This window comes from Rathayibacter sp. AY1C6 (genome assembly GCF_002931535.1).
GTDB lineage: Bacteria > Actinomycetota > Actinomycetes > Actinomycetales > Microbacteriaceae > Rathayibacter.
On the sequence record NZ_PSWC01000020.1, the window covers coordinates 57,861 to 75,182 of the forward strand.

Consider the following 17,322-nt stretch of genomic DNA (forward strand, 5'->3'; position numbering starts at 1 on the left):
GCACCGTTCCCCCAGCCGGGAGCGCCACACTGAGGCACGCGCCGCCCTGTGCGCGTTTACAAGGAGGCATCATCGTGGATCTCGGGAAGCTCGGACGCCAGGCCGGCGAACTGCTCAACAGCCGGAAGGCCCAGGACGCGCTGCGGAGCGAGAAGGCCGAGCAGGTCTCCGACCAGACCCTCGAGAAGGCGGGCGAGATCGCCAGCCGCCTCACCAACGGCAAGTACGACGACCGCATCGAGGACCTGAAGCGCCAGGCCGACAAGCGGATCGGCAACGAGTAGCGGCTGCCGACCGACTGCTCGTCCCCGCCGTCAAGCGGGTGCGGGCCTCGGATCCGCCGTCCTATCGTCGGATCGATGGCTGACACTCGCGCGCGACGACTCCGCAGGACCGATTCGAGCGGGCGCGGCTACACCCGGGTGCGCGCGGGCTCCGGCTTCAGCTACCGCGACCCGAAGGGCGCGACCGTCGCCGACAAGGAGCTGCGCGCGCGCTTCGACCGTCTCGGCATCCCGCCGGCCTGGACGGACGTCTGGATCGCCCCGTACCCCAACGGGCACATCCAGGCCACCGGTGTCGACTCCGCCGGCCGCCGCCAGTACATCTACCATCCGACCTGGCGCGAGCAGAAGGACCGGATCAAGTTCGACCGGGCGCTGCGGCTCGCGGAGGCCCTGCCCGGGGCGCGCCGGGCCGTGACCATCGCCCTCCGCTCGGACGGACCCAGCCGCGAGCGCGCGCTGGCCACCGCCTTCCGGATGCTCGACACCGGGTCGCTCCGCGTCGGCAGCGAGAGGTACGCGAAGGAGCACGGCAGCATCGGCCTCTCGACGCTCCTGTGCGCGCACGCCACGACCCACGGGGACCGGGTCGCCCTCGCCTTCCCCGGGAAGAGCCATCAGGCGTGGACGAGCGAGATCCTCGACCACGACCTCTCGCGCGTCGTCCGTGCTCTCAAGCGTCGCGGGCCGAACGCCCGCCTGCTCGCCTGGAAGGACGGGCGGGAGTGGCGGCCGGTCTCGGCGCCCGAGATCAACGACTACGTGCGCGAGCGCGCCGGCGACGACTTCACGGCGAAGGACTTCCGCACTCTGCACGGCACGGTCGCGGCCGCGCTGAGCCTGGCGAAGTCGGGCCCGCAGGCCACGCAGCGCGCTCGGAACTCCGCGATCGCCCAGGCGATGCGCGACGCCTCGGACGTGCTCGGGAACACGCCGACGGTCGCCCGCGCCAGCTACGTCGACCCGCGGCTGCTGGACCACTTCCGCGCCGGCGAGACCATCGACGCGTCGCGCCCCGCGTCGGCCGAGACCGCCGTCCGGGCGCTGCTCTTCGAGTAGCGGGGGAGGCGCTCCGACCCGCGCTGCTGCTCGGACCGACCGGCTCCCCAGGGCCGTCACGACGTGCTCGCGGAGGAGCCCTCCGGCGCGACACGCCCGGGTTGCAGGGGTGGGGCATCTGTGGGAGACTCTTCTAGTTCAAAATTTCCTCTCGGGCGGCGTGCTGCTCGGAGGGGGACACTGCCAGGCAGTGCCGAGACGGCATCGCGGAGGCTCGACCCGAGAGGGCGGCCACGCGGATGCGACGTCGAGGCGGCGGGTAGCAGAACGACAACAACCGACATCTCAACGGTCTCTCCGTGCGTCGTGCGTTCTGCACGCCGATCGGAGCGCCCCGAGGGTGCGGTGCTTTTGACAGAAGAACACTGGTTGCACTTTTCCGGGTCACCGGAGTTCCTTCGCGAGCGCGTCCAATGCGAGACGAGTCCGGCTCCGGCCGGGGGAGTCGCGTACGACGCAATAACAAGAGAGTGAGAGATCACACATGGCGGGACAGAAGATCCGCATCCGACTGAAGTCGTACGACCACGAGGTCATCGACACGTCGGCGCGCAAGATCGTCGACACGGTCACCCGTGCCGGTGCAACAGTGGTCGGCCCCGTGCCGTTGCCGACCGAGAAGAACGTGGTCTGCGTGATCCGTTCTCCCCACAAGTACAAGGACAGCCGCGAGCACTTCGAGATGCGCACCCACAAGCGCCTCATCGACATCATCGACCCGACGCCCAAGGCCGTCGACTCGCTCATGCGGCTCGACCTGCCGGCCGACGTCAACATCGAGATCAAGCTCTAAGGAGGAGTGCCACCATGTCTGTCACTGTTTCCCCCACGCTGAAGACCAGCAAGGGCCTCCTCGGCACCAAGCTCGGAATGACCCAGGTCTGGGACGAGAACAACAAGCTCGTGCCGGTCACCGTCATCGAGATCAGCCCCAATGTCGTGACCCAGGTCCGCACGGAGGAGAAGGACGGCTACACCGCCGTCCAGCTCGCCGCCGGTGCGATCGACCCGCGCAAGGTGAACAAGCCCGCCGCCGGTCACTTCGACGCCGCGGGCGTCACCCCCCGCCGCCACCTCACCGAGGTCCGCACCTCCGACGCCGCCGACTACTCGGCCGGCCAGGAGCTGACCGTGGACGCCGTCTTCGAGGCCGGCACCAAGGTCGACGTCGTCGGCACCAGCAAGGGCAAGGGCTTCGCCGGCGTCATGAAGCGTCACAACTTCAAGGGCGTCTCGGCTTCGCACGGTTCGCACCGCAACCACCGCAAGCCCGGCTCCATCGGCGCCTCCTCGACCCCCAGCCGTGTCTTCAAGGGCATGCGCATGGCCGGTCGCATGGGTGGCGAGCGCGTCACCGTGCTCAACCTCAAGGTGCACTCCGTCGACGCCGAGAAGGGCCTGCTGCTCGTCAAGGGCGCCGTCCCCGGTGCCCGCGGTCGCCTCGTGTTCGTTCGCAACGCCGTGAAGGGAGCGTAGTTCCATGGCTACCTCTGTCGACATCATCGACGTCAAGGGCCAGAAGGCGGGCTCGGTCGAGCTCCCCGCCGCACTCTTCGACGTCCAGACCAACATCCCCCTCATCCACCAGGTCGTCGTGGCCCAGCTCGCCGCGGCGCGCCAGGGAACCCACAAGACGAAGAACCGCGGTGAGGTCTCCGGAGCCGGTCGCAAGCCGTTCAAGCAGAAGGGAACCGGTCGCGCTCGTCAGGGCTCGATCCGCGCCCCGCACATGACCGGTGGTGGCGTGGTCCACGGACCGACCCCCCGCAGCTACGCGCAGCGCACCCCCAAGAAGATGATCGCCGCGGCTCTGCTCGGCGCTCTCTCGGACCGCGCCCGCGGTGCCCGCATCCACGTGGTCGAGTCCCTCGCCCTCGGCGACACCCCCCGGACCAAGGACGTCCTCGTCCTGCTCGACGCCCTCTCGGTGTCGCGCAACGTCCTCGTGGTGCTCGAGCGCGACGACTACATCGCCGAGCTCTCGCTCCGCAACGTGCCGTTCGTGCACATCCTGCCGGCCGACCAGCTCAACGCGTACGACGTGCTCGTCTCCGACGACATCGTGTTCTCGAAGGGCGCGCTCGACGCGTTCATCGCGGCCAAGTCGGGCGTCGAGTCCAACAAGGAAGAGGTGAACGCATGAGCCAGTCCGCCGCGTTCAACAAGGACCCCCGCGACGTCATCATCTCCCCGGTGGTCTCGGAGAAGTCCTACGGCCTGATCGACGAGGGCAAGTACACCTTCGTGGTCGACCCGCGTTCGAACAAGACCGAGATCAAGCTCGCCATCGAGAAGATCTTCGGCGTCGAGGTCGCGTCGATCAACACGCTGAACCGCCAGGGCAAGACCCGCCGCACGAAGTTCGGCACCGGCAAGCGCAAGGACACCAAGCGCGCGATCGTCACGCTGAAGTCCGGCTCCATCGACATCTTCACGAGCGTCGGCTGAGCCGAAGAAGCGTAGAGGAAACAGACAATGGCTATTCGTAAGTACAAGCCCACGACCCCCGGTCGCCGCGGCTCCAGCGTTGCCGACTTCGCCGAGATCACCCGCTCGACGCCCGAGAAGTCGCTCCTGCGCCCGCTGTCCAAGACCGGTGGCCGCAACAACTCCGGCCGCATCACGACGCGTCACATCGGTGGTGGCCACAAGCGCCAGTACCGTCTGATCGACTTCCGTCGCAACGACAAGGACGGCGTCAACGCCAAGGTCGCTCACATCGAGTACGACCCCAACCGCACGGCGCGCATCGCGCTGCTCCACTTCGTGGACGGCACCAAGCGCTACATCCTGGCCCCGAACAAGCTCTCGCAGGGCGACGTCGTGGAGTCGGGCGCCGGCGCCGACATCAAGCCCGGCAACAACCTGCCGCTGCGCAACATCCCGACCGGTACGGTCATCCACGCCATCGAGATCAAGCCGGGAGGCGGCGCCAAGCTCGCCCGCTCGGCCGGCACCTCGGTCCGCCTCGTCGCCAAGGACGGCCCCTACGCGCAGCTCCGCCTGCCGTCGGGCGAGATCCGCAACGTCGATGCGCGCTGCCGCGCCACGATCGGCGAGGTCGGCAACGCCGAGCAGTCGAACATCAACTGGGGCAAGGCCGGCCGCATGCGCTGGAAGGGCGTCCGCCCGACCGTCCGCGGTGTCGCGATGAACCCGGTCGACCACCCGCACGGTGGTGGAGAGGGCAAGACCTCCGGTGGACGCCACCCGGTCAGCCCGTGGGGTCAGTCCGAGGGACGCACCCGTCGCCCCAACAAGGAGAGCGACAAGCTCATCGTTCGCCGCCGCACCGCCGGTAAGAAGCGCAAGTAGGAGTTGTAGAAGATGCCTCGCAGTCTCAAGAAGGGCCCCTTCGTTGACGACCACCTGCTCCGCAAGGTGTTCACGGCCAACGAAGCCGGCAACAAGAACGTCATCAAGACCTGGTCGCGCCGTTCGATGATCATCCCGGCGATGCTGGGCCACACCATCGCGGTCCACGACGGTCGCAAGCACATCCCTGTGTTCGTGACCGAGACCATGGTCGGCCACAAGCTCGGCGAGTTCGCCCCCACTCGGACCTTCCGCGGTCACGAGAAGGACGACAAGAAGGGCCGTCGCCGCTGACGCGGCGACGAGAAGGAGGAGAGAAATGGTGGAGTCGATCGCACGCGTGCGACACATCCGCGTCACCCCCCAGAAGGCTCGCCGTGTCGTGAACCTGATCCGCGGGAAGCAGGCTCAGGAGGCACTGGCCATCCTGAAGTTCGCGCCGCAGGGTGCGTCCGAGCCCGTCTACAAGCTCGTCGCCTCGGCGATGGCCAACGCTCGCGTCAAGGCCGATGCCTCGAACGAGTACCTCGACGACCAGGACCTGATCGTGTCCCGCGCCTTCGTCGATGAGGGAACCACCCTCAAGCGATTCCAGCCCCGTGCTCAGGGTCGTGCCTTCCGCATCAACAAGCGCACCAGCCACATCACCGTCGTGCTGGCCACTCCTGAGGAGGGGACCAAGTAATGGGTCAGAAAGTAAACCCCTACGGTTTCCGTCTGGGAATCACCACCGACCACGTGTCGCGCTGGTTCTCCGACAGCACCAAGAAGGGCCAGCGGTACAGCGACTACCTCGCCGAGGACGTCAAGATCCGCCGACTCCTCGCCACGCAGCTCGACCGTGCGGGCGTCGCCCGCATCGAGATCGAGCGCACCCGTGACCGGGTCCGCGTCGACATCCACACCGCCCGCCCGGGCATCGTGATCGGCCGCCGCGGCGCCGAGGCCGAGCGCATCCGTGCCGACCTCGAGAAGCTCACGGGCAAGCAGATCCAGCTGAACATCCTCGAGGTCAAGAACCCCGAGGCCGAGGCTCAGCTGGTCGCCCAGGGTATCGCCGAGCAGCTCTCCGCCCGCGTGGCCTTCCGCCGCGCGATGCGCAAGGGCCTGCAGGGTGCTCAGCGCGCCGGCGCCAAGGGCGTCCGCATCCAGGTCTCCGGCCGCCTCGGCGGCGCCGAGATGAGCCGCTCGGAGTTCTACCGCGAGGGACGCGTGCCGCTGCACACCCTCCGCGCGAACATCGACTACGGCTTCTACGAGGCGAAGACCACCTTCGGCCGCATCGGCGTGAAGGTCTGGATCTACAAGGGCGACATCACCAACAAGGAGCTCGCCCGCGAGCAGGCGAACAGCAAGTCGTCGCGCCCCGAGCGCAGCGACCGTCCGCGCCGTGCACCCCGCCAGCAGAGCGAGGCGCCCGTCGCAGCAGGAGTTGAGGCATAACCATGTTGATTCCGCGTCGAGTCAAGCACCGCAAGCAGCACCACCCGGGCCGGTCCGGCCAGGCCACCGGTGGCACCAAGGTGTCGTTCGGTGAGTTCGGCATCCAGGCCCTCACCCCCGCCTACGTGACCAACCGTCAGATCGAGTCCGCTCGTATCGCGATGACGCGTCACATCAAGCGCGGCGGAAAGGTGTGGATCAACATCTACCCCGACCGTCCGCTCACCAAGAAGCCCGCCGAGACCCGCATGGGTTCCGGTAAGGGCTCGCCGGAGTGGTGGGTCGCGAACGTCAAGCCGGGTCGCGTCCTCTTCGAGGTCGCCGGCGTCGACGAGCAGCTCGCTCGTGAGGCCATGACCCGTGCCATCCACAAGCTGCCCCTCAAGGCACGCATCATCAAGCGCGAGGAGGGAGACGCGTAATGGCGATCGGATCCAAGGAGCTCGCCCCCGCCGAGCTCGACACCTACGAGGACGAGCGTCTCGTCACCGAGCTGAAGAAGGCCAAGGAGGAGCTGTTCAACCTCCGCTTCCAGTCGGCCACCGGTCAGCTGGACACCAACGGCCGCCTGCGTGCCGTCAAGCGCGACATCGCCCGCATCTACACGGTCATCCGTGAGCGCGAGCTGGGCATCCGCGCCACCCCCGCACCCGTCGAGGCCCCGGCCAAGGCGGAGAAGAAGCCCAAGACCAAGAAGGCCGCCAAGGCCGAGGTCGAGGCGACCGAGTCGAACGAGGAGGCCAAGTAATGGCAACCGTCAATGACAGCGCCGGCCACGAGTCGGCCGCCCACGACGTGAAGGAGGCGGGCGCTCGCGGATACCGCAAGACCCGTCGCGGCTACGTCACCAGCGACAAGATGGACAAGACCATCGTCGTCGAGGTCGAGGACCGGGTGAAGCACCCGCTGTACGGCAAGGTCATCCGCCGTACGTCCAAGGTCAAGGTCCACGACGAGCTGAACTCCGCCGGCATCGGCGACTCCGTCGTCATCAGCGAGACCCGTCCCCTCAGCGCCACCAAGCGCTGGCGCCTGGTCGAGATCCTCGAGAAGGCCAAGTAGGCCGCGGCCTACTTGAGTTAGCAGGAGAGACACATGCTTCAGCAAGAATCCCGAGTCAAGGTCGCCGACAACACCGGCGCCAAGATGCTCCTCACCATCCGCGTCCTCGGAGGCTCCGGCCGCCGCTACGCGGGCCTCGGTGACATCATCGTCGCCACCGTCAAGGACGCGATCCCCGGTGGCAACGTGAAGAAGGGCGACGTGGTCAAGGCCGTCATCGTCCGCACCATCAAGCAGACCCGTCGCGCCGACGGCTCGTACATCAAGTTCGACGAGAACGCCGCCGTCATCCTCAAGAACGACGGGGACCCCCGTGGCACCCGCATCTTCGGACCGGTCGGTCGCGAGCTCCGCGACAAGAAGTTCATGAAGATCGTCTCGCTGGCACCGGAGGTTATCTAGTCATGGCCAAGATCAAGAAGGGTGACCTCGTCCAGGTCATCTCGGGCGCTACCCAGGCCCGCGGTGGAGACCGCGGCAAGCAGGGCAAGGTCCTCGAGGTGCTGGTCGAGCGCAACCGCGTCGTCGTCGAGGGCGTGAACTTCGTCAAGAAGCACGTCCGCGTCGGCCAGACGCAGCGCGGCTCGAAGGAGGGCGGCATCGAGACCGTCGAGGCCTCGATCCACATCTCCAACGTCGCGCTCGTCGACCCGAAGACCAAGAAGCCGACCCGGGTCGGCCACCGCAACGTGGCCGTCACCAAGGACGGCGTGACCAAGACCGTTCGCGTGCGCTACGCGAAGGCGTCGGGTGAGGAACTGTAATGACTGACACCACCGCAGTGGCTGCGAAGGTTCAGCCGCGGCTCAAGGCCAAGTACCAGGCCGACATCATCCCCGCTCTCAAGGAGCAGTTCGGCTTCGGCAACGTCCACCAGGTCCCCGGCCTGATCAAGGTCGTCGTCAACACCGGTGTCGGTGAGGCCGCCCGCGACGGCAAGATCATCGACGGCGCGGTCAAGGACCTCACCGCCATCACCGGTCAGAAGCCGCAGGTCACCAAGGCCCGCAAGTCCATCGCGCAGTTCAAGCTGCGCGAGGGTCAGGCCATCGGCGCTCACGTCACCCTCCGGGGCGACCGCGCCTGGGAGTTCCTGGACCGCCTGCTCTCGGTGGCGCTGCCCCGCATCCGCGACTTCCGCGGGCTGTCGGACCGCCAGTTCGACGGCAACGGCAACTACACCTTCGGCATCACGGAGCAGTCGATCTTCCACGAGATCGACCAGGACCGCATCGACCGCGTCCGCGGCTTCGACGTGACCGTCGTGACCACCGCCAAGACCGACGACGAGGGTCGCGCGCTGCTCAAGCAGCTCGGCTTCCCGTTCAAGTCGTCGGACAACGCGTAAGCAGCAAGCCTCGAGGCCGGGGGACGGTGAGAACCGCCCTCCGGCCTCGTCGTGCGTCCGCCGCCGGACCGGTCCGTCCGGAGCCGGCGGCGGGCGCCTCGCGGGATCCCGGATCCCGTGCACGATCGGCCCTCGACCGCAGGACCTCGGCCATGTAGCATGGCTCGTTGGCGTGCGTTCGCGCGGCCGCATGGGCGTCGACGTCGTCGGCGCCGTCCCACACCACAGGTCGTCACTCTTGTAAAGGGTGCCGAAACCAGGCGAGAAAGGCACCATCAGCCATGACCATGACTGATCCGGTCGCAGATCTGCTGACCAGAATCCGTAACGCGAACTCCGCGCATCACGACTCCATCACCCTCCCGGGCTCGAAGCTCAAGGCGAACATCGCCGAGATCCTCAAGACCGAGGGCTACATCGCCGACTGGAAGGTCGAGGAGGCGCGCGTCGGCACGACGCTCTCCATCTCCCTCAAGTACGGCCCGAACCGCGAGCGCTCGATCGCCGGCATCAAGCGGGTCTCGAAGCCCGGACTCCGCGTGTACGCGAAGTCGGCCGAGATCCCCACCGTGCTCGGCGGCCTCGGCGTCGCCATCCTGTCCACCTCGAGCGGTCTCCTGACCGACCGCCAGGCCGAGAAGAAGGGCGTGGGTGGGGAAGTCCTCGCCTACGTGTGGTAACCCCTCATGTCGCGTATTGGAAGACTCCCCATCGAGATCCCGGCGGGCGTCGACGTCTCCGTCGCCGGATCCGCTGTGACCGTCAAGGGCCCCAAGGGCGAGCTGACCGTCTCGGTCGCCAGCCCCATCCAGGTGTCCGTCGAGAACGGCCAGGTGCTGGTCTCGCGTCCCGATGACGAGCGCGAGTCGCGCTCGCTCCACGGCCTCACCCGCACGCTCATCGCGAACGACATCATCGGTGTCACGCAGGGCTACTCCAAGGGCCTCGAGGTCGTCGGAACCGGTTACCGCGTGCTGGCGAGGGGCTCGGACATCGAGTTCGCGCTCGGCTTCTCGCACCCGGTCGTCGTCACCCCGCCCGCGGGCATCTCGTTCACGGTCGAGGGCAACAACAAGCTCACCGTGCACGGCATCTCGAAGCAGGCCGTCGGTGAGGTGGCCGCCAACATTCGTAAGATCCGCAAGCCCGAGCCCTACAAGGGCAAGGGCGTGCGCTACGCCGGCGAGGTCGTTCGCCGCAAGGCCGGAAAGAGCGGTAAGTGATCATGGGACTCGGAACCAGAGGAAAGAGCAAGTCCGCTGCGCGCGGTCGTCGTCACGACCGTCTGCGCAAGAAGGTCGTCGGATCCGCCGAGCGCCCCCGCCTCGTCGTCAACCGCTCGGCCCGCCACGTCTTCGTGCAGGTCGTCGACGACGCTCAGGGCCGCACCCTCGCGTCGGCGTCGACCCTCGAGGCCGACCTGCGCGTGTTCGACGGCGACAAGACCGCCAAGGCCCGCAAGGTCGGCGAGCTCGTCGCCGAGCGCGCCAAGAACGCCGGTGTCGAGGCGGTCGTCTTCGACCGCGGAGGCAACAAGTACGCCGGTCGCGTCGCCGCGATCGCCGATGGAGCACGAGAGGCAGGGCTCAACCTGTGAGCGCCGCAGAGAACAAGGAACCCGAGGTCGCCGCTGTGTCGGAGGCCCCCGTCGAGACCGCTGCGTCCACGCAGCCGCAGCAGGAGGCTCGTGAGCCCCGCCGCGGCGGCCGCGACCGCAACCAGGGTGGCCGCGACCGCGGTGGCCGTGACGCCGAGAAGAGCCAGTTCCTCGAGCGCGTCGTGACCATCAACCGCGTGTCGAAGGTCGTCAAGGGCGGCCGTCGCTTCAGCTTCACCGCGCTCGTGGTCGTCGGAGACGGCAACGGACTGGTGGGCGTCGGCTACGGCAAGGCCCGCGAGGTCCCGACCGCCATCTCCAAGGGCGTCGAGGAGGCGAAGAAGAACTTCTTCCGCGTCCCCCGCGTCGCCTCGACCATCCCGCACCCCGTCCAGGGTGAGGCCGCCGCCGGTGTGGTGCTCCTGCGCCCCGCCGCCGCGGGTACCGGTGTCATCGCCGGCGGTCCCGTCCGCGCCGTCCTCGAGTGCGCCGGCATCCACGACGTCCTGAGCAAGTCGCTCGGCTCGTCGAACACCATCAACATCGTCCACGCGACCGTCGAGGCTCTGAAGCAGCTCGAGGAGCCGCGCGCCGTCGCCGCTCGTCGTGGTCTCGACTTCGACCAGGTCGCGCCGGCACGTCTCGTCCGTGCCGAGGCCGACGCCCTCGCCGCCGCGTCCAACGCGAAGGCAGGTGCCTGATGGCCCAGCTCAAGGTGACCCAGATCAAGTCGAAGGTCAGCGAGAAGCAGTACCAGCGCGACACGCTGCGCTCGCTCGGCCTCAGGAAGATCGGTCAGAGCGTCGTCCGCGAGGACAACGCCCAGAACCGCGGATACGTGAAGACCGTCGCCCACCTGGTGAAGGTCGAGGAGATTGACTAATGGCTGAGACGAAGAAGGCCGCCGCCGCGGAGTCCACGACTCCCGCGCAGGCGACCACCACGAAGGGCGCGGCGGCGCCGGCGACCAAGGAGCACGTGCTCAAGGTCCACCACCTCCGCCCCGCTGCCGGAGCCAAGAAGGCCAAGACCCGCGTGGGTCGCGGTGAGGGCTCCAAGGGAAAGACCGCCGGTCGCGGCACCAAGGGCACCAAGGCCCGCTACCAGGTGCGCGTCGGCTTCGAGGGTGGGCAGATGCCGCTGCACATGCGCACCCCGAAGCTCCGCGGCTTCAAGAACCCGTTCCGGGTCGAGTACCAGGTCGTGAACCTGTCCGCTCTCGCGGAGCTCTACCCCCAGGGCGGCGACGTCACCATCGGCGACCTGGTCGCCAAGGGTGCTGTCCGCAAGAACGAGAAGGTCAAAGTCCTCGGGGACGGCGACATTGCGGTTAAGCTGAACGTCGCGGTCGACAAGGTCTCCAGCTCTGCCGAGCAGAAGATCGTCGCTGCGGGCGGATCCATCAAGTAGCACCAGCAGCTTGTCGGTCGAGCTTGCCACGCCGACTCCCTCCGGGAGTGCGTGGCAAGCTCGACCTGTATCCCGCACCACAGAATTGAGCAGGAGACCTTAGGTAGTGTTTGGCGCCGTTGCGCGGATCTTCCGCACCCCCGACCTCCGCCGCAAGATCGGCTTCACCCTCGCGATCGTGGCGATCTTCCGGCTGGGATCCTTCATCCCTGCTCCGTTCGTCGACTTCAGCGCCGTGCAGGCCTGTCTCGCCGGCAACCAGGGCACCTCGGGTCTCTACGAGCTCGTGAACCTCTTCAGCGGTGGAGCACTGCTCCAGCTGTCGATCTTCGCGCTCGGGATCATGCCGTACATCACGGCGTCGATCATCGTGCAGCTGCTGCGCGTGGTCATCCCTCACTTCGAGACGCTGTACAAGGAGGGGCAGTCCGGTCAGGGCAAGCTCACCCAGTACACGCGGTACCTCACCATCGCGCTCGGCGTCCTCCAGTCGACGACGCTGATCACCGTCGCCCGCTCGGGCGCCCTCTTCGGCAACTCCGGCGTCCCGGAGTGCTCGGCGCTCATCATCACCGACGAGTGGTACTCCATCCTCCTCATGGTCATCACCATGACCGCGGGCACCGGGATCATCATGTGGATGGGCGAGCTCATCACCGAGCGCGGCATCGGCAACGGCATGTCGCTGCTGATCTTCACCTCGATCGCCGCCCAGTTCCCCACCTCCCTGTGGTCGATCGCGCAGTCGCGCGGCTTCGAGACCTTCCTCCTCGTCCTCGGCGTGGGCCTCGTGCTCGTGGTCGCCGTGGTCTTCGTGGAGCAGTCGCAGCGGCGGATCCCCGTGCAGTACGCCAAGCGGATGGTCGGCCGCCGCACCTACGGCGGCAACAACACCTACATCCCGATCAAGGTCAACATGGCCGGCGTCGTGCCCGTCATCTTCGCCTCGTCGCTGCTGTACCTGCCCGCGCTCATCGCGCAGTTCAACCAGCCCGCCGCGGGCCAGGAGGCCCCGGTCTGGGTCACCTGGATCACGAACTACCTCACCAAGGGCGATCACCCGCTCTACATGGCGCTGTACTTCCTCCTGATCGTGGGCTTCACCTACTTCTACGTCGCGATCACCTTCAACCCGGACGAGGTCGCCGACAACATGAAGCGCTACGGCGGCTTCATCCCCGGCATCCGCGCCGGCCGCCCGACCGCCGAGTACCTCAACTACGTGCTCACCCGGGTGACGCTGCCCGGATCGGTCTACCTCGGCCTCATCGCGCTCGTGCCCCTCGTGGCCCTCGCGCTGGTCGGTGCGAACCAGAACTTCCCCTTCGGCGGCACGTCAATCCTGATCATCGTCGGAGTCGGCCTGGAGACGGTGAAGCAGATCGACTCCCAGCTGCAGCAGCGCCACTACGAAGGACTCCTCCGATGACGTCGCACCCGATCGGCTTCCGTCTCCTGCTGATCGGCCCTCCCGGCGCAGGCAAGGGGACCCAGGCCGCTCGGCTGAGCGACATCCTCCGGGTGCCCGCCATCTCGACCGGGGACATCTTCCGCGCGAACGTCGCCAACGAGACCGAGCTCGGTCTCCAGGCGAAGGCCTACCTCGACAACGGGCGCTACGTGCCGGACGAGCTGACCAACGCGATCGTGCACGACCGCCTCCAGGAGGCGGACGCGTCGACCGGGTTCCTGCTCGACGGCTACCCGCGCACCACGGAGCAGGTCGACGAGCTCGACCGCATCCTCGCCGCGGACGACAACCGGCTCGACGCGGTCGTCCAGCTGACGGCCGATCCCGACGAGGTCGTCGGCCGCCTGCTCAAGCGCTCGCTCGAGCAGGGGCGCAGCGACGACACCGAGGACGTCATCCGGCGCCGACTCGCGCTCTACGAGGAGCAGACCGCTCCGCTCATCGACGTCTACGCGGCCCGCGGGCTCGTGGTCGTGGTCGACGGCCTCGGGCCGGTCGACGAGGTGACCGAGCGGATCGTCGTCGCCCTCGAGGGCCACCGCGTGGGCCGCCTCGACACCCCGGCCGCCTGAGCCGTGGCGTTCCGCTCCTCGCTCTACAAGACGCCCGCGCAGCTGCGGTCGATGCTCGCTCCGGGCCTCGCCACGGCCGCCTCGCTCGACGCGGTCCGCGCGGCGGTCCGCCCGGGCGTCACCACGCTCGAGCTCGACGCGATCGCCGAGGCGGCGATCGTCGCGCTCGGCGGCCACTCGAACTTCCAGCTCGTCCCGGGCTACCGGCACACGATCTGCGCCTCGGTCAACGACGAGGTGGTCCACGGCATCCCCGGCGGGCGCGTGCTCGAGCCGGGCGACCTGGTCTCCATCGACAGCGGCGCCGAGATCGACGGCTGGAACGGCGACTCCGCGATGACGGTGGTCCTGCCCGATCCCTCCCGCCCGGAGGAGGTCGCGGCACGCGCCGAGCTCTCGCGGGTGACCGAGGGATCCCTGTGGCGGGGGATCGCCGCCCTCGCCTCCGCCCGCCATCTCAACGAGGTCGGCGCGGCGATCGAGGAGTACATCGAGGACGAGGCCGAGCGCTCGGGCCGCGTCTACGGCATCCTCACCGACTACATCGGCCACGGCATCGGGCGCACCATGCACGAGGCTCCGCCGGTCTTCAACTACCGGGTGCGCCAGCGCGGCCCCGAGGTGAAGCCGGGACTCGTCGTCGCGATCGAGCCGATGGTCACCGCGGGCAGCGCCGAGACCTTCGTCCGCGAGGACGAGTGGACGGTCGCGACCGAGGACAGCGGCATGGCCGCCCACTGGGAGCACTCCGTCGCCGTGCACCACGACGGCATCTGGGTCACCACGCTCGCCGACGGCGGCGCGGCCGGCCTCGCCCCCTACGGGATCGTGCCGACGCCCTTCGCCTAGAGGCCCCAACGCGGAGCTCCTCCGATCCGATGCGGAGGAGGCTCCTCGTGGCCTCTCGCGCCCGGCGGGGGTCCGTCGGGCGCCCACGAAGCGCGGGAGCGGGAGGACGACAGCGCCCTCCGGCTCCACCCGGAGTGCGGGAGTCGGCTAGCTGTCGATCACCCGCACCAGCTCCTCGATGAAGCCGCCGAAGTCCGTGGAGCGCCGGATGAGTCGCTGCACCTCCGCCCGGTCGGCGAACACCTCGACGAACTGGTCGAACACCGACTGGAAGGTGCTGCGGCCGGCCGAGGCGAACGCGATCATAGCGATCACGTTCACCCGCTGCTCGCCCCACTCCATCGCGGTGTCGTTCACGACGATCGCGATGGAGGTGTGGCGGGCGCTCATCGCCATCGCGTGCGGGACCGCGAGGTTGTCGGTGAACGCCGTGGAGCTCATCCGCTCGCGCTCGATGGCGCCGTCGACGTAGTCCTCGTCGATGATGCCGCCGGCGATCATCCGCTCGCCCAGCATCCGGATCATCGCCGCCTCATCGCGCGTGTGCACGTTGCGGAAGAACAGCTCCTCGTCGAAGAACTGCAGCAGCTCGTCCTTGATCTGCGCGCGGCGGCGGTGCCGGCGGACGCGGGCGATGGCCCGGCGTACCGTCTCGACGTCGTGGTCGGTGAGGAACGGCTGCACGACCACGACGTCGTCGGACGCGGGGCGCTCGTCGATCGTGGTGATCACGAGGTCGGCGGTGAGCCGGTCCCAGTCGACGTCGCTCCGCGTGATCAGCGAGCGCACCTCCACCTCGGTGCCGAGCGAGCGCTCGACGCGCAGGCGCAGCATGTGAGCGAGGTCGTAGTAGTTGGGGCAGACGATCACGCAGGACAGACGCTCCTCCCGCCGGGACACCCGCTCGAGGAACGAGCCGACGTGGAGGGCGATGTAGGCGATCTCGTCCTCGTTGACCACGACGCCCCGCCGGCGCTGCAGCCCGCTCGCCAGGAACACGGCGATCTCGTAGGTCATCGGGTAGCTGGTCTTGATCGAGCGGGTGAGCGGGTTGCGAGAGTAGCCGCCCTCGGCGGCCCGGGCGATCAGGTTCCGCACGTGCAGGGCGAGGCGGACGATGAAGCCCTCGTCGTCGAGGTCGACCAGGTACTCGCGGTTGACGTCGGCGACGAGCTCGCGGACGACGGCGAGGTCCTCCGGGTCGAGGTAGTTCTCGACCACGGCGGCGACCGGCTCGTTCTGCCCGGGCGTCGCCACCCGCGTCGTCATCAGGATCGCGAGCTGGGCGAGCTCGGCGTCGGTCAGGCGCGTCGCGAAGTGCCGCTCCACCAGCTCCGCCAGCAGGGCCGCGAGCTCGCCGTGGATCGCGGGGGAGGGGCGGGAGCCGGAGGGGTCCCCGATGCCCCGGGCGACGCGGTCGACGGCGATCGCGATGTGGAGGAGGACGCTGTTCACGCCGTAGTCGTTGATGTAGTAGCCGCGGGTCTCGAGCTCGGCCAGCAGCTCGGTCTTGAAGGCGCCGAGGCCGGGGGAGGCGAACTCGCGCTGGACGTCGTCGAGCGTGAAGACGCCCTGCGCGCTCTCGTCGCGGAACATCCGCGAGATCAGGCGGCGGCGGGCCTCCTCGCTGCCCTCGAGGCGCACCGACGGGCCGCGCCGGACCAGCCCGAGGCCGGCCTCGTCGGCGAGGGCCTTCACCCGGCGCAGATCGGCGTCGACGGTCGACTCGCTCACCGACAGCGCGTCGGCGAGGGCGAAGACGTTTAGGCCCTCGTCGGAGTCGACCAGGCGGCGGACGATGCTGTACAGCCGGTCGCGCGGTGTGTCGGGCTCGACGTCGCGGCTGCGCTGCGCCTCCAGGTACGCCGCGTACGCCTCGCGCGCGAGCCGGTAGCCGTTCGCGGAGGACTCGACCGGCTCCAGCGGGGCGGCCTGCGCCTTCACCGCGGTGACGTAGCTCCGGACGCTGCGGGTGGTGACTCCGAGCCTGTCGGCGAGCTCGTGCGCCGTCACCCAGCCGTCGGCGCGGGAGAGGTACTCCAGCAGTCGTTCGCGGTTGTCAGGCATCAGGCTCCAGGCGTGCGGTCGGGGCGGGCGCCGGGAGCGCCACGACCCTGCCGCGGGCCCGCAGGACGCGGGCGGCGAGTCGTACGTCCCGTCAGTCAATCACCCCGGCGACGCGCCCGGGAGCCCCCGCGCCGCGGGTGGAAGGGGCCGTCTTCCGCCCCCGCGGAAGATTGTCTGCTGGAGGGTGCCGCCCCTCCGAGGGGATGCTTGGATGAATCACGACCCGGACGCGAGGAGGCGAACGAGGTGCGGAAGATCCTGATCGTCTGCGGTGCAGGCGCGTCGAGCACGTTCCTGGCCCACCGGCTGCGAGCGGGCGCGAAGGAGCGCGGCATGGATGCCGTGTTCCGCTCCGAGACCCTCAACGGTCTCGACCACTCCCTCCCCGAGGCCGACGTCCTCCTCGTGGGGCCGCACCTCGAGTCGCAGTTCGACGGACTCCGCCACCGTGCGGAGCTCGTGGGAGCCGCGGCCGCCCTCCTCCCGCCCGATGTCTTCGGAGCGCACGGTGCCGATGCCGTGCTCGAGACCCTGCCCGTCCTCTTCGCCGCTCGCGCGGTCGTCGCAGGCGCGGACGGGGACTCCTCCACCCGCCCGGTCCGTCCGGGCGAGCCCGACTCCGGGCACCACTGATGCAGTCGCGACTGCAGGATCAAGGAGAAACGTTCATGGTCGAGCGCACCGTGCAGGTTGCATCGTCGAAGGGCCTCCACGCCCGCCCCGCCTCGCTCTTCAGCCAGGCCGCGGCGAAGTCGGGTCAGAAGGTCCTCGTCGCCAAGGGCGACGCGACCCCGGTCAACGCCGCGTCGATCCTCGGGATCATCTCGCTCGGCATCGAGCACGGC

28 protein-coding genes are annotated in these 17,322 nt (G+C 68.6%); 27 read left to right on the forward strand and 1 reads right to left on the reverse strand.

Annotation, left to right across the window (positions count from 1 at the left end):
* Window positions 1-74 precede the first annotated feature (74 nt).
* From C5D36_RS12540 to map, 25 genes are all read left to right on the forward strand, one after another.
* Complete coding sequence (locus tag C5D36_RS12540; RefSeq protein ID WP_159939075.1) at window positions 75-284, forward strand: antitoxin; 210 nt, start codon at window positions 75-77, stop codon at window positions 282-284.
* A gap of 75 nt (window positions 285-359) precedes the next feature.
* Window positions 360-1,343, forward strand: a complete 984-nt coding sequence (locus C5D36_RS12545; RefSeq protein WP_104295966.1) for a DNA topoisomerase IB — start codon at window positions 360-362, stop codon at window positions 1,341-1,343.
* A 484-nt stretch (window positions 1,344-1,827) separates the two neighbouring features.
* A complete protein-coding gene (gene rpsJ, locus C5D36_RS12550) occupies window positions 1,828-2,136 on the forward strand; it encodes a 30S ribosomal protein S10 (RefSeq protein WP_005050520.1) in 309 nt (102 codons plus the stop codon).
* Window positions 2,137-2,150: 14 nt separating this feature from the next.
* Window positions 2,151-2,819, forward strand: a complete 669-nt coding sequence (gene rplC, locus C5D36_RS12555; RefSeq protein WP_104224566.1) for a 50S ribosomal protein L3 — start codon at window positions 2,151-2,153, stop codon at window positions 2,817-2,819.
* Window positions 2,820-2,823: 4 nt separating this feature from the next.
* Window positions 2,824-3,486, forward strand: a complete 663-nt coding sequence (gene rplD, locus C5D36_RS12560; RefSeq protein WP_104224565.1) for a 50S ribosomal protein L4 — start codon at window positions 2,824-2,826, stop codon at window positions 3,484-3,486.
* Window positions 3,483-3,791 carry a 50S ribosomal protein L23 gene (rplW, locus tag C5D36_RS12565; RefSeq protein ID WP_068209445.1) on the forward strand — a complete coding sequence of 103 codons (309 nt, stop codon included), beginning with the start codon at window positions 3,483-3,485 and terminating at the stop codon, window positions 3,789-3,791. Before rplD ends, rplW begins: the two co-directional genes overlap by 4 nt.
* 27 nt (window positions 3,792-3,818) lie before the next feature.
* A complete protein-coding gene (rplB, locus tag C5D36_RS12570; RefSeq protein WP_068251462.1) occupies window positions 3,819-4,658 on the forward strand; it encodes a 50S ribosomal protein L2 in 840 nt (279 codons plus the stop codon).
* 12 nt (window positions 4,659-4,670) lie between these two features.
* Window positions 4,671-4,952, forward strand: a complete 282-nt coding sequence (gene rpsS, locus C5D36_RS12575) for a 30S ribosomal protein S19 (RefSeq protein ID WP_055787078.1) — start codon at window positions 4,671-4,673, stop codon at window positions 4,950-4,952.
* 25 nt (window positions 4,953-4,977) lie between these two features.
* Window positions 4,978-5,343, forward strand: coding sequence for a 50S ribosomal protein L22 (gene rplV, locus C5D36_RS12580; protein WP_077221988.1), 366 nt, complete (start codon window positions 4,978-4,980; stop codon window positions 5,341-5,343).
* Window positions 5,343-6,101 carry a 30S ribosomal protein S3 gene (gene rpsC, locus C5D36_RS12585; RefSeq protein WP_068209439.1) on the forward strand — a complete coding sequence of 253 codons (759 nt, stop codon included), beginning with the start codon at window positions 5,343-5,345 and terminating at the stop codon, window positions 6,099-6,101. The genes rplV and rpsC overlap by 1 nt, the downstream gene beginning before the upstream one ends.
* 2 nt (window positions 6,102-6,103) lie before the next feature.
* Complete coding sequence (gene rplP, locus C5D36_RS12590) at window positions 6,104-6,523, forward strand: 50S ribosomal protein L16 (protein WP_068209436.1); 420 nt, start codon at window positions 6,104-6,106, stop codon at window positions 6,521-6,523.
* Window positions 6,523-6,849, forward strand: coding sequence for a 50S ribosomal protein L29 (gene rpmC / locus C5D36_RS12595; protein WP_104224564.1), 327 nt, complete (start codon window positions 6,523-6,525; stop codon window positions 6,847-6,849). The genes rplP and rpmC overlap by 1 nt, the downstream gene beginning before the upstream one ends.
* Window positions 6,849-7,163 carry a 30S ribosomal protein S17 gene (gene rpsQ / locus C5D36_RS12600; RefSeq protein ID WP_104224563.1) on the forward strand — a complete coding sequence of 105 codons (315 nt, stop codon included), beginning with the start codon at window positions 6,849-6,851 and terminating at the stop codon, window positions 7,161-7,163. Before rpmC ends, rpsQ begins: the two co-directional genes overlap by 1 nt.
* Before the next feature lie 33 nt (window positions 7,164-7,196).
* Complete coding sequence (gene rplN / locus C5D36_RS12605; protein ID WP_104224562.1) at window positions 7,197-7,565, forward strand: 50S ribosomal protein L14; 369 nt, start codon at window positions 7,197-7,199, stop codon at window positions 7,563-7,565.
* 2 nt (window positions 7,566-7,567) lie between these two features.
* On the forward strand, window positions 7,568-7,927 hold the full coding sequence (rplX, locus tag C5D36_RS12610; RefSeq protein WP_104224561.1) for a 50S ribosomal protein L24: 360 nt from the start codon (window positions 7,568-7,570) through the stop codon (window positions 7,925-7,927).
* Entirely contained in the window at window positions 7,927-8,511 is a 585-nt protein-coding gene (gene rplE / locus C5D36_RS12615; RefSeq protein ID WP_104233919.1) for a 50S ribosomal protein L5, read from the forward strand. The genes rplX and rplE overlap by 1 nt, the downstream gene beginning before the upstream one ends.
* A gap of 281 nt (window positions 8,512-8,792) precedes the next feature.
* Window positions 8,793-9,191, forward strand: coding sequence for a 30S ribosomal protein S8 (gene rpsH / locus C5D36_RS12620; RefSeq protein ID WP_068209423.1), 399 nt, complete (start codon window positions 8,793-8,795; stop codon window positions 9,189-9,191).
* A gap of 6 nt (window positions 9,192-9,197) precedes the next feature.
* Window positions 9,198-9,734: a 50S ribosomal protein L6 gene (gene rplF / locus C5D36_RS12625; RefSeq protein ID WP_104295967.1), complete on the forward strand. Its 537-nt coding sequence runs from the start codon at window positions 9,198-9,200 to the stop codon at window positions 9,732-9,734.
* 2 nt (window positions 9,735-9,736) lie between these two features.
* The gene (gene rplR, locus C5D36_RS12630; RefSeq protein ID WP_056037296.1) at window positions 9,737-10,108 is read left to right on the forward strand and encodes a 50S ribosomal protein L18; all 372 of its coding nucleotides are present in this window, start codon (window positions 9,737-9,739) and stop codon (window positions 10,106-10,108) included.
* A complete protein-coding gene (rpsE, locus tag C5D36_RS12635) occupies window positions 10,105-10,809 on the forward strand; it encodes a 30S ribosomal protein S5 (RefSeq protein ID WP_104224559.1) in 705 nt (234 codons plus the stop codon). The genes rplR and rpsE overlap by 4 nt, the downstream gene beginning before the upstream one ends.
* Window positions 10,809-10,991 (forward strand): 50S ribosomal protein L30, encoded by a 183-nt coding sequence (gene rpmD / locus C5D36_RS12640; protein ID WP_181024623.1) that lies wholly within the window; start codon window positions 10,809-10,811, stop codon window positions 10,989-10,991. The genes rpsE and rpmD overlap by 1 nt, the downstream gene beginning before the upstream one ends.
* A complete protein-coding gene (gene rplO, locus C5D36_RS12645; RefSeq protein ID WP_104226755.1) occupies window positions 10,991-11,518 on the forward strand; it encodes a 50S ribosomal protein L15 in 528 nt (175 codons plus the stop codon). Before rpmD ends, rplO begins: the two co-directional genes overlap by 1 nt.
* A 106-nt stretch (window positions 11,519-11,624) precedes the next feature.
* Window positions 11,625-12,947 (forward strand): preprotein translocase subunit SecY, encoded by a 1,323-nt coding sequence (gene secY, locus C5D36_RS12650; RefSeq protein WP_104224557.1) that lies wholly within the window; start codon window positions 11,625-11,627, stop codon window positions 12,945-12,947.
* Entirely contained in the window at window positions 12,944-13,561 is a 618-nt protein-coding gene (locus C5D36_RS12655) for an adenylate kinase (RefSeq protein ID WP_181028829.1), read from the forward strand. The genes secY and C5D36_RS12655 overlap by 4 nt, the downstream gene beginning before the upstream one ends.
* A gap of 3 nt (window positions 13,562-13,564) precedes the next feature.
* Window positions 13,565-14,410 (forward strand): type I methionyl aminopeptidase, encoded by an 846-nt coding sequence (gene map, locus C5D36_RS12660; protein WP_104295968.1) that lies wholly within the window; start codon window positions 13,565-13,567, stop codon window positions 14,408-14,410.
* A gap of 147 nt (window positions 14,411-14,557) precedes the next feature.
* Here the strand turns inward: map and C5D36_RS12665 are convergent, their stop codons facing one another.
* Entirely contained in the window at window positions 14,558-16,477 is a 1,920-nt protein-coding gene (locus C5D36_RS12665; RefSeq protein WP_104295969.1) for a transcription antiterminator, read from the reverse strand.
* 207 nt (window positions 16,478-16,684) lie between these two features.
* Here C5D36_RS12665 and C5D36_RS12670 point away from each other — a divergent pair, with 207 nt between their 5' ends.
* Window positions 16,685-17,110: a PTS sugar transporter subunit IIB gene (locus C5D36_RS12670; RefSeq protein ID WP_181072886.1), complete on the forward strand. Its 426-nt coding sequence runs from the start codon at window positions 16,685-16,687 to the stop codon at window positions 17,108-17,110.
* 35 nt (window positions 17,111-17,145) lie between these two features.
* Window positions 17,146-17,322 (forward strand): HPr family phosphocarrier protein (locus C5D36_RS12675; RefSeq protein ID WP_104255706.1); only part of this gene is annotated, 177 nt, incomplete at its 3' end.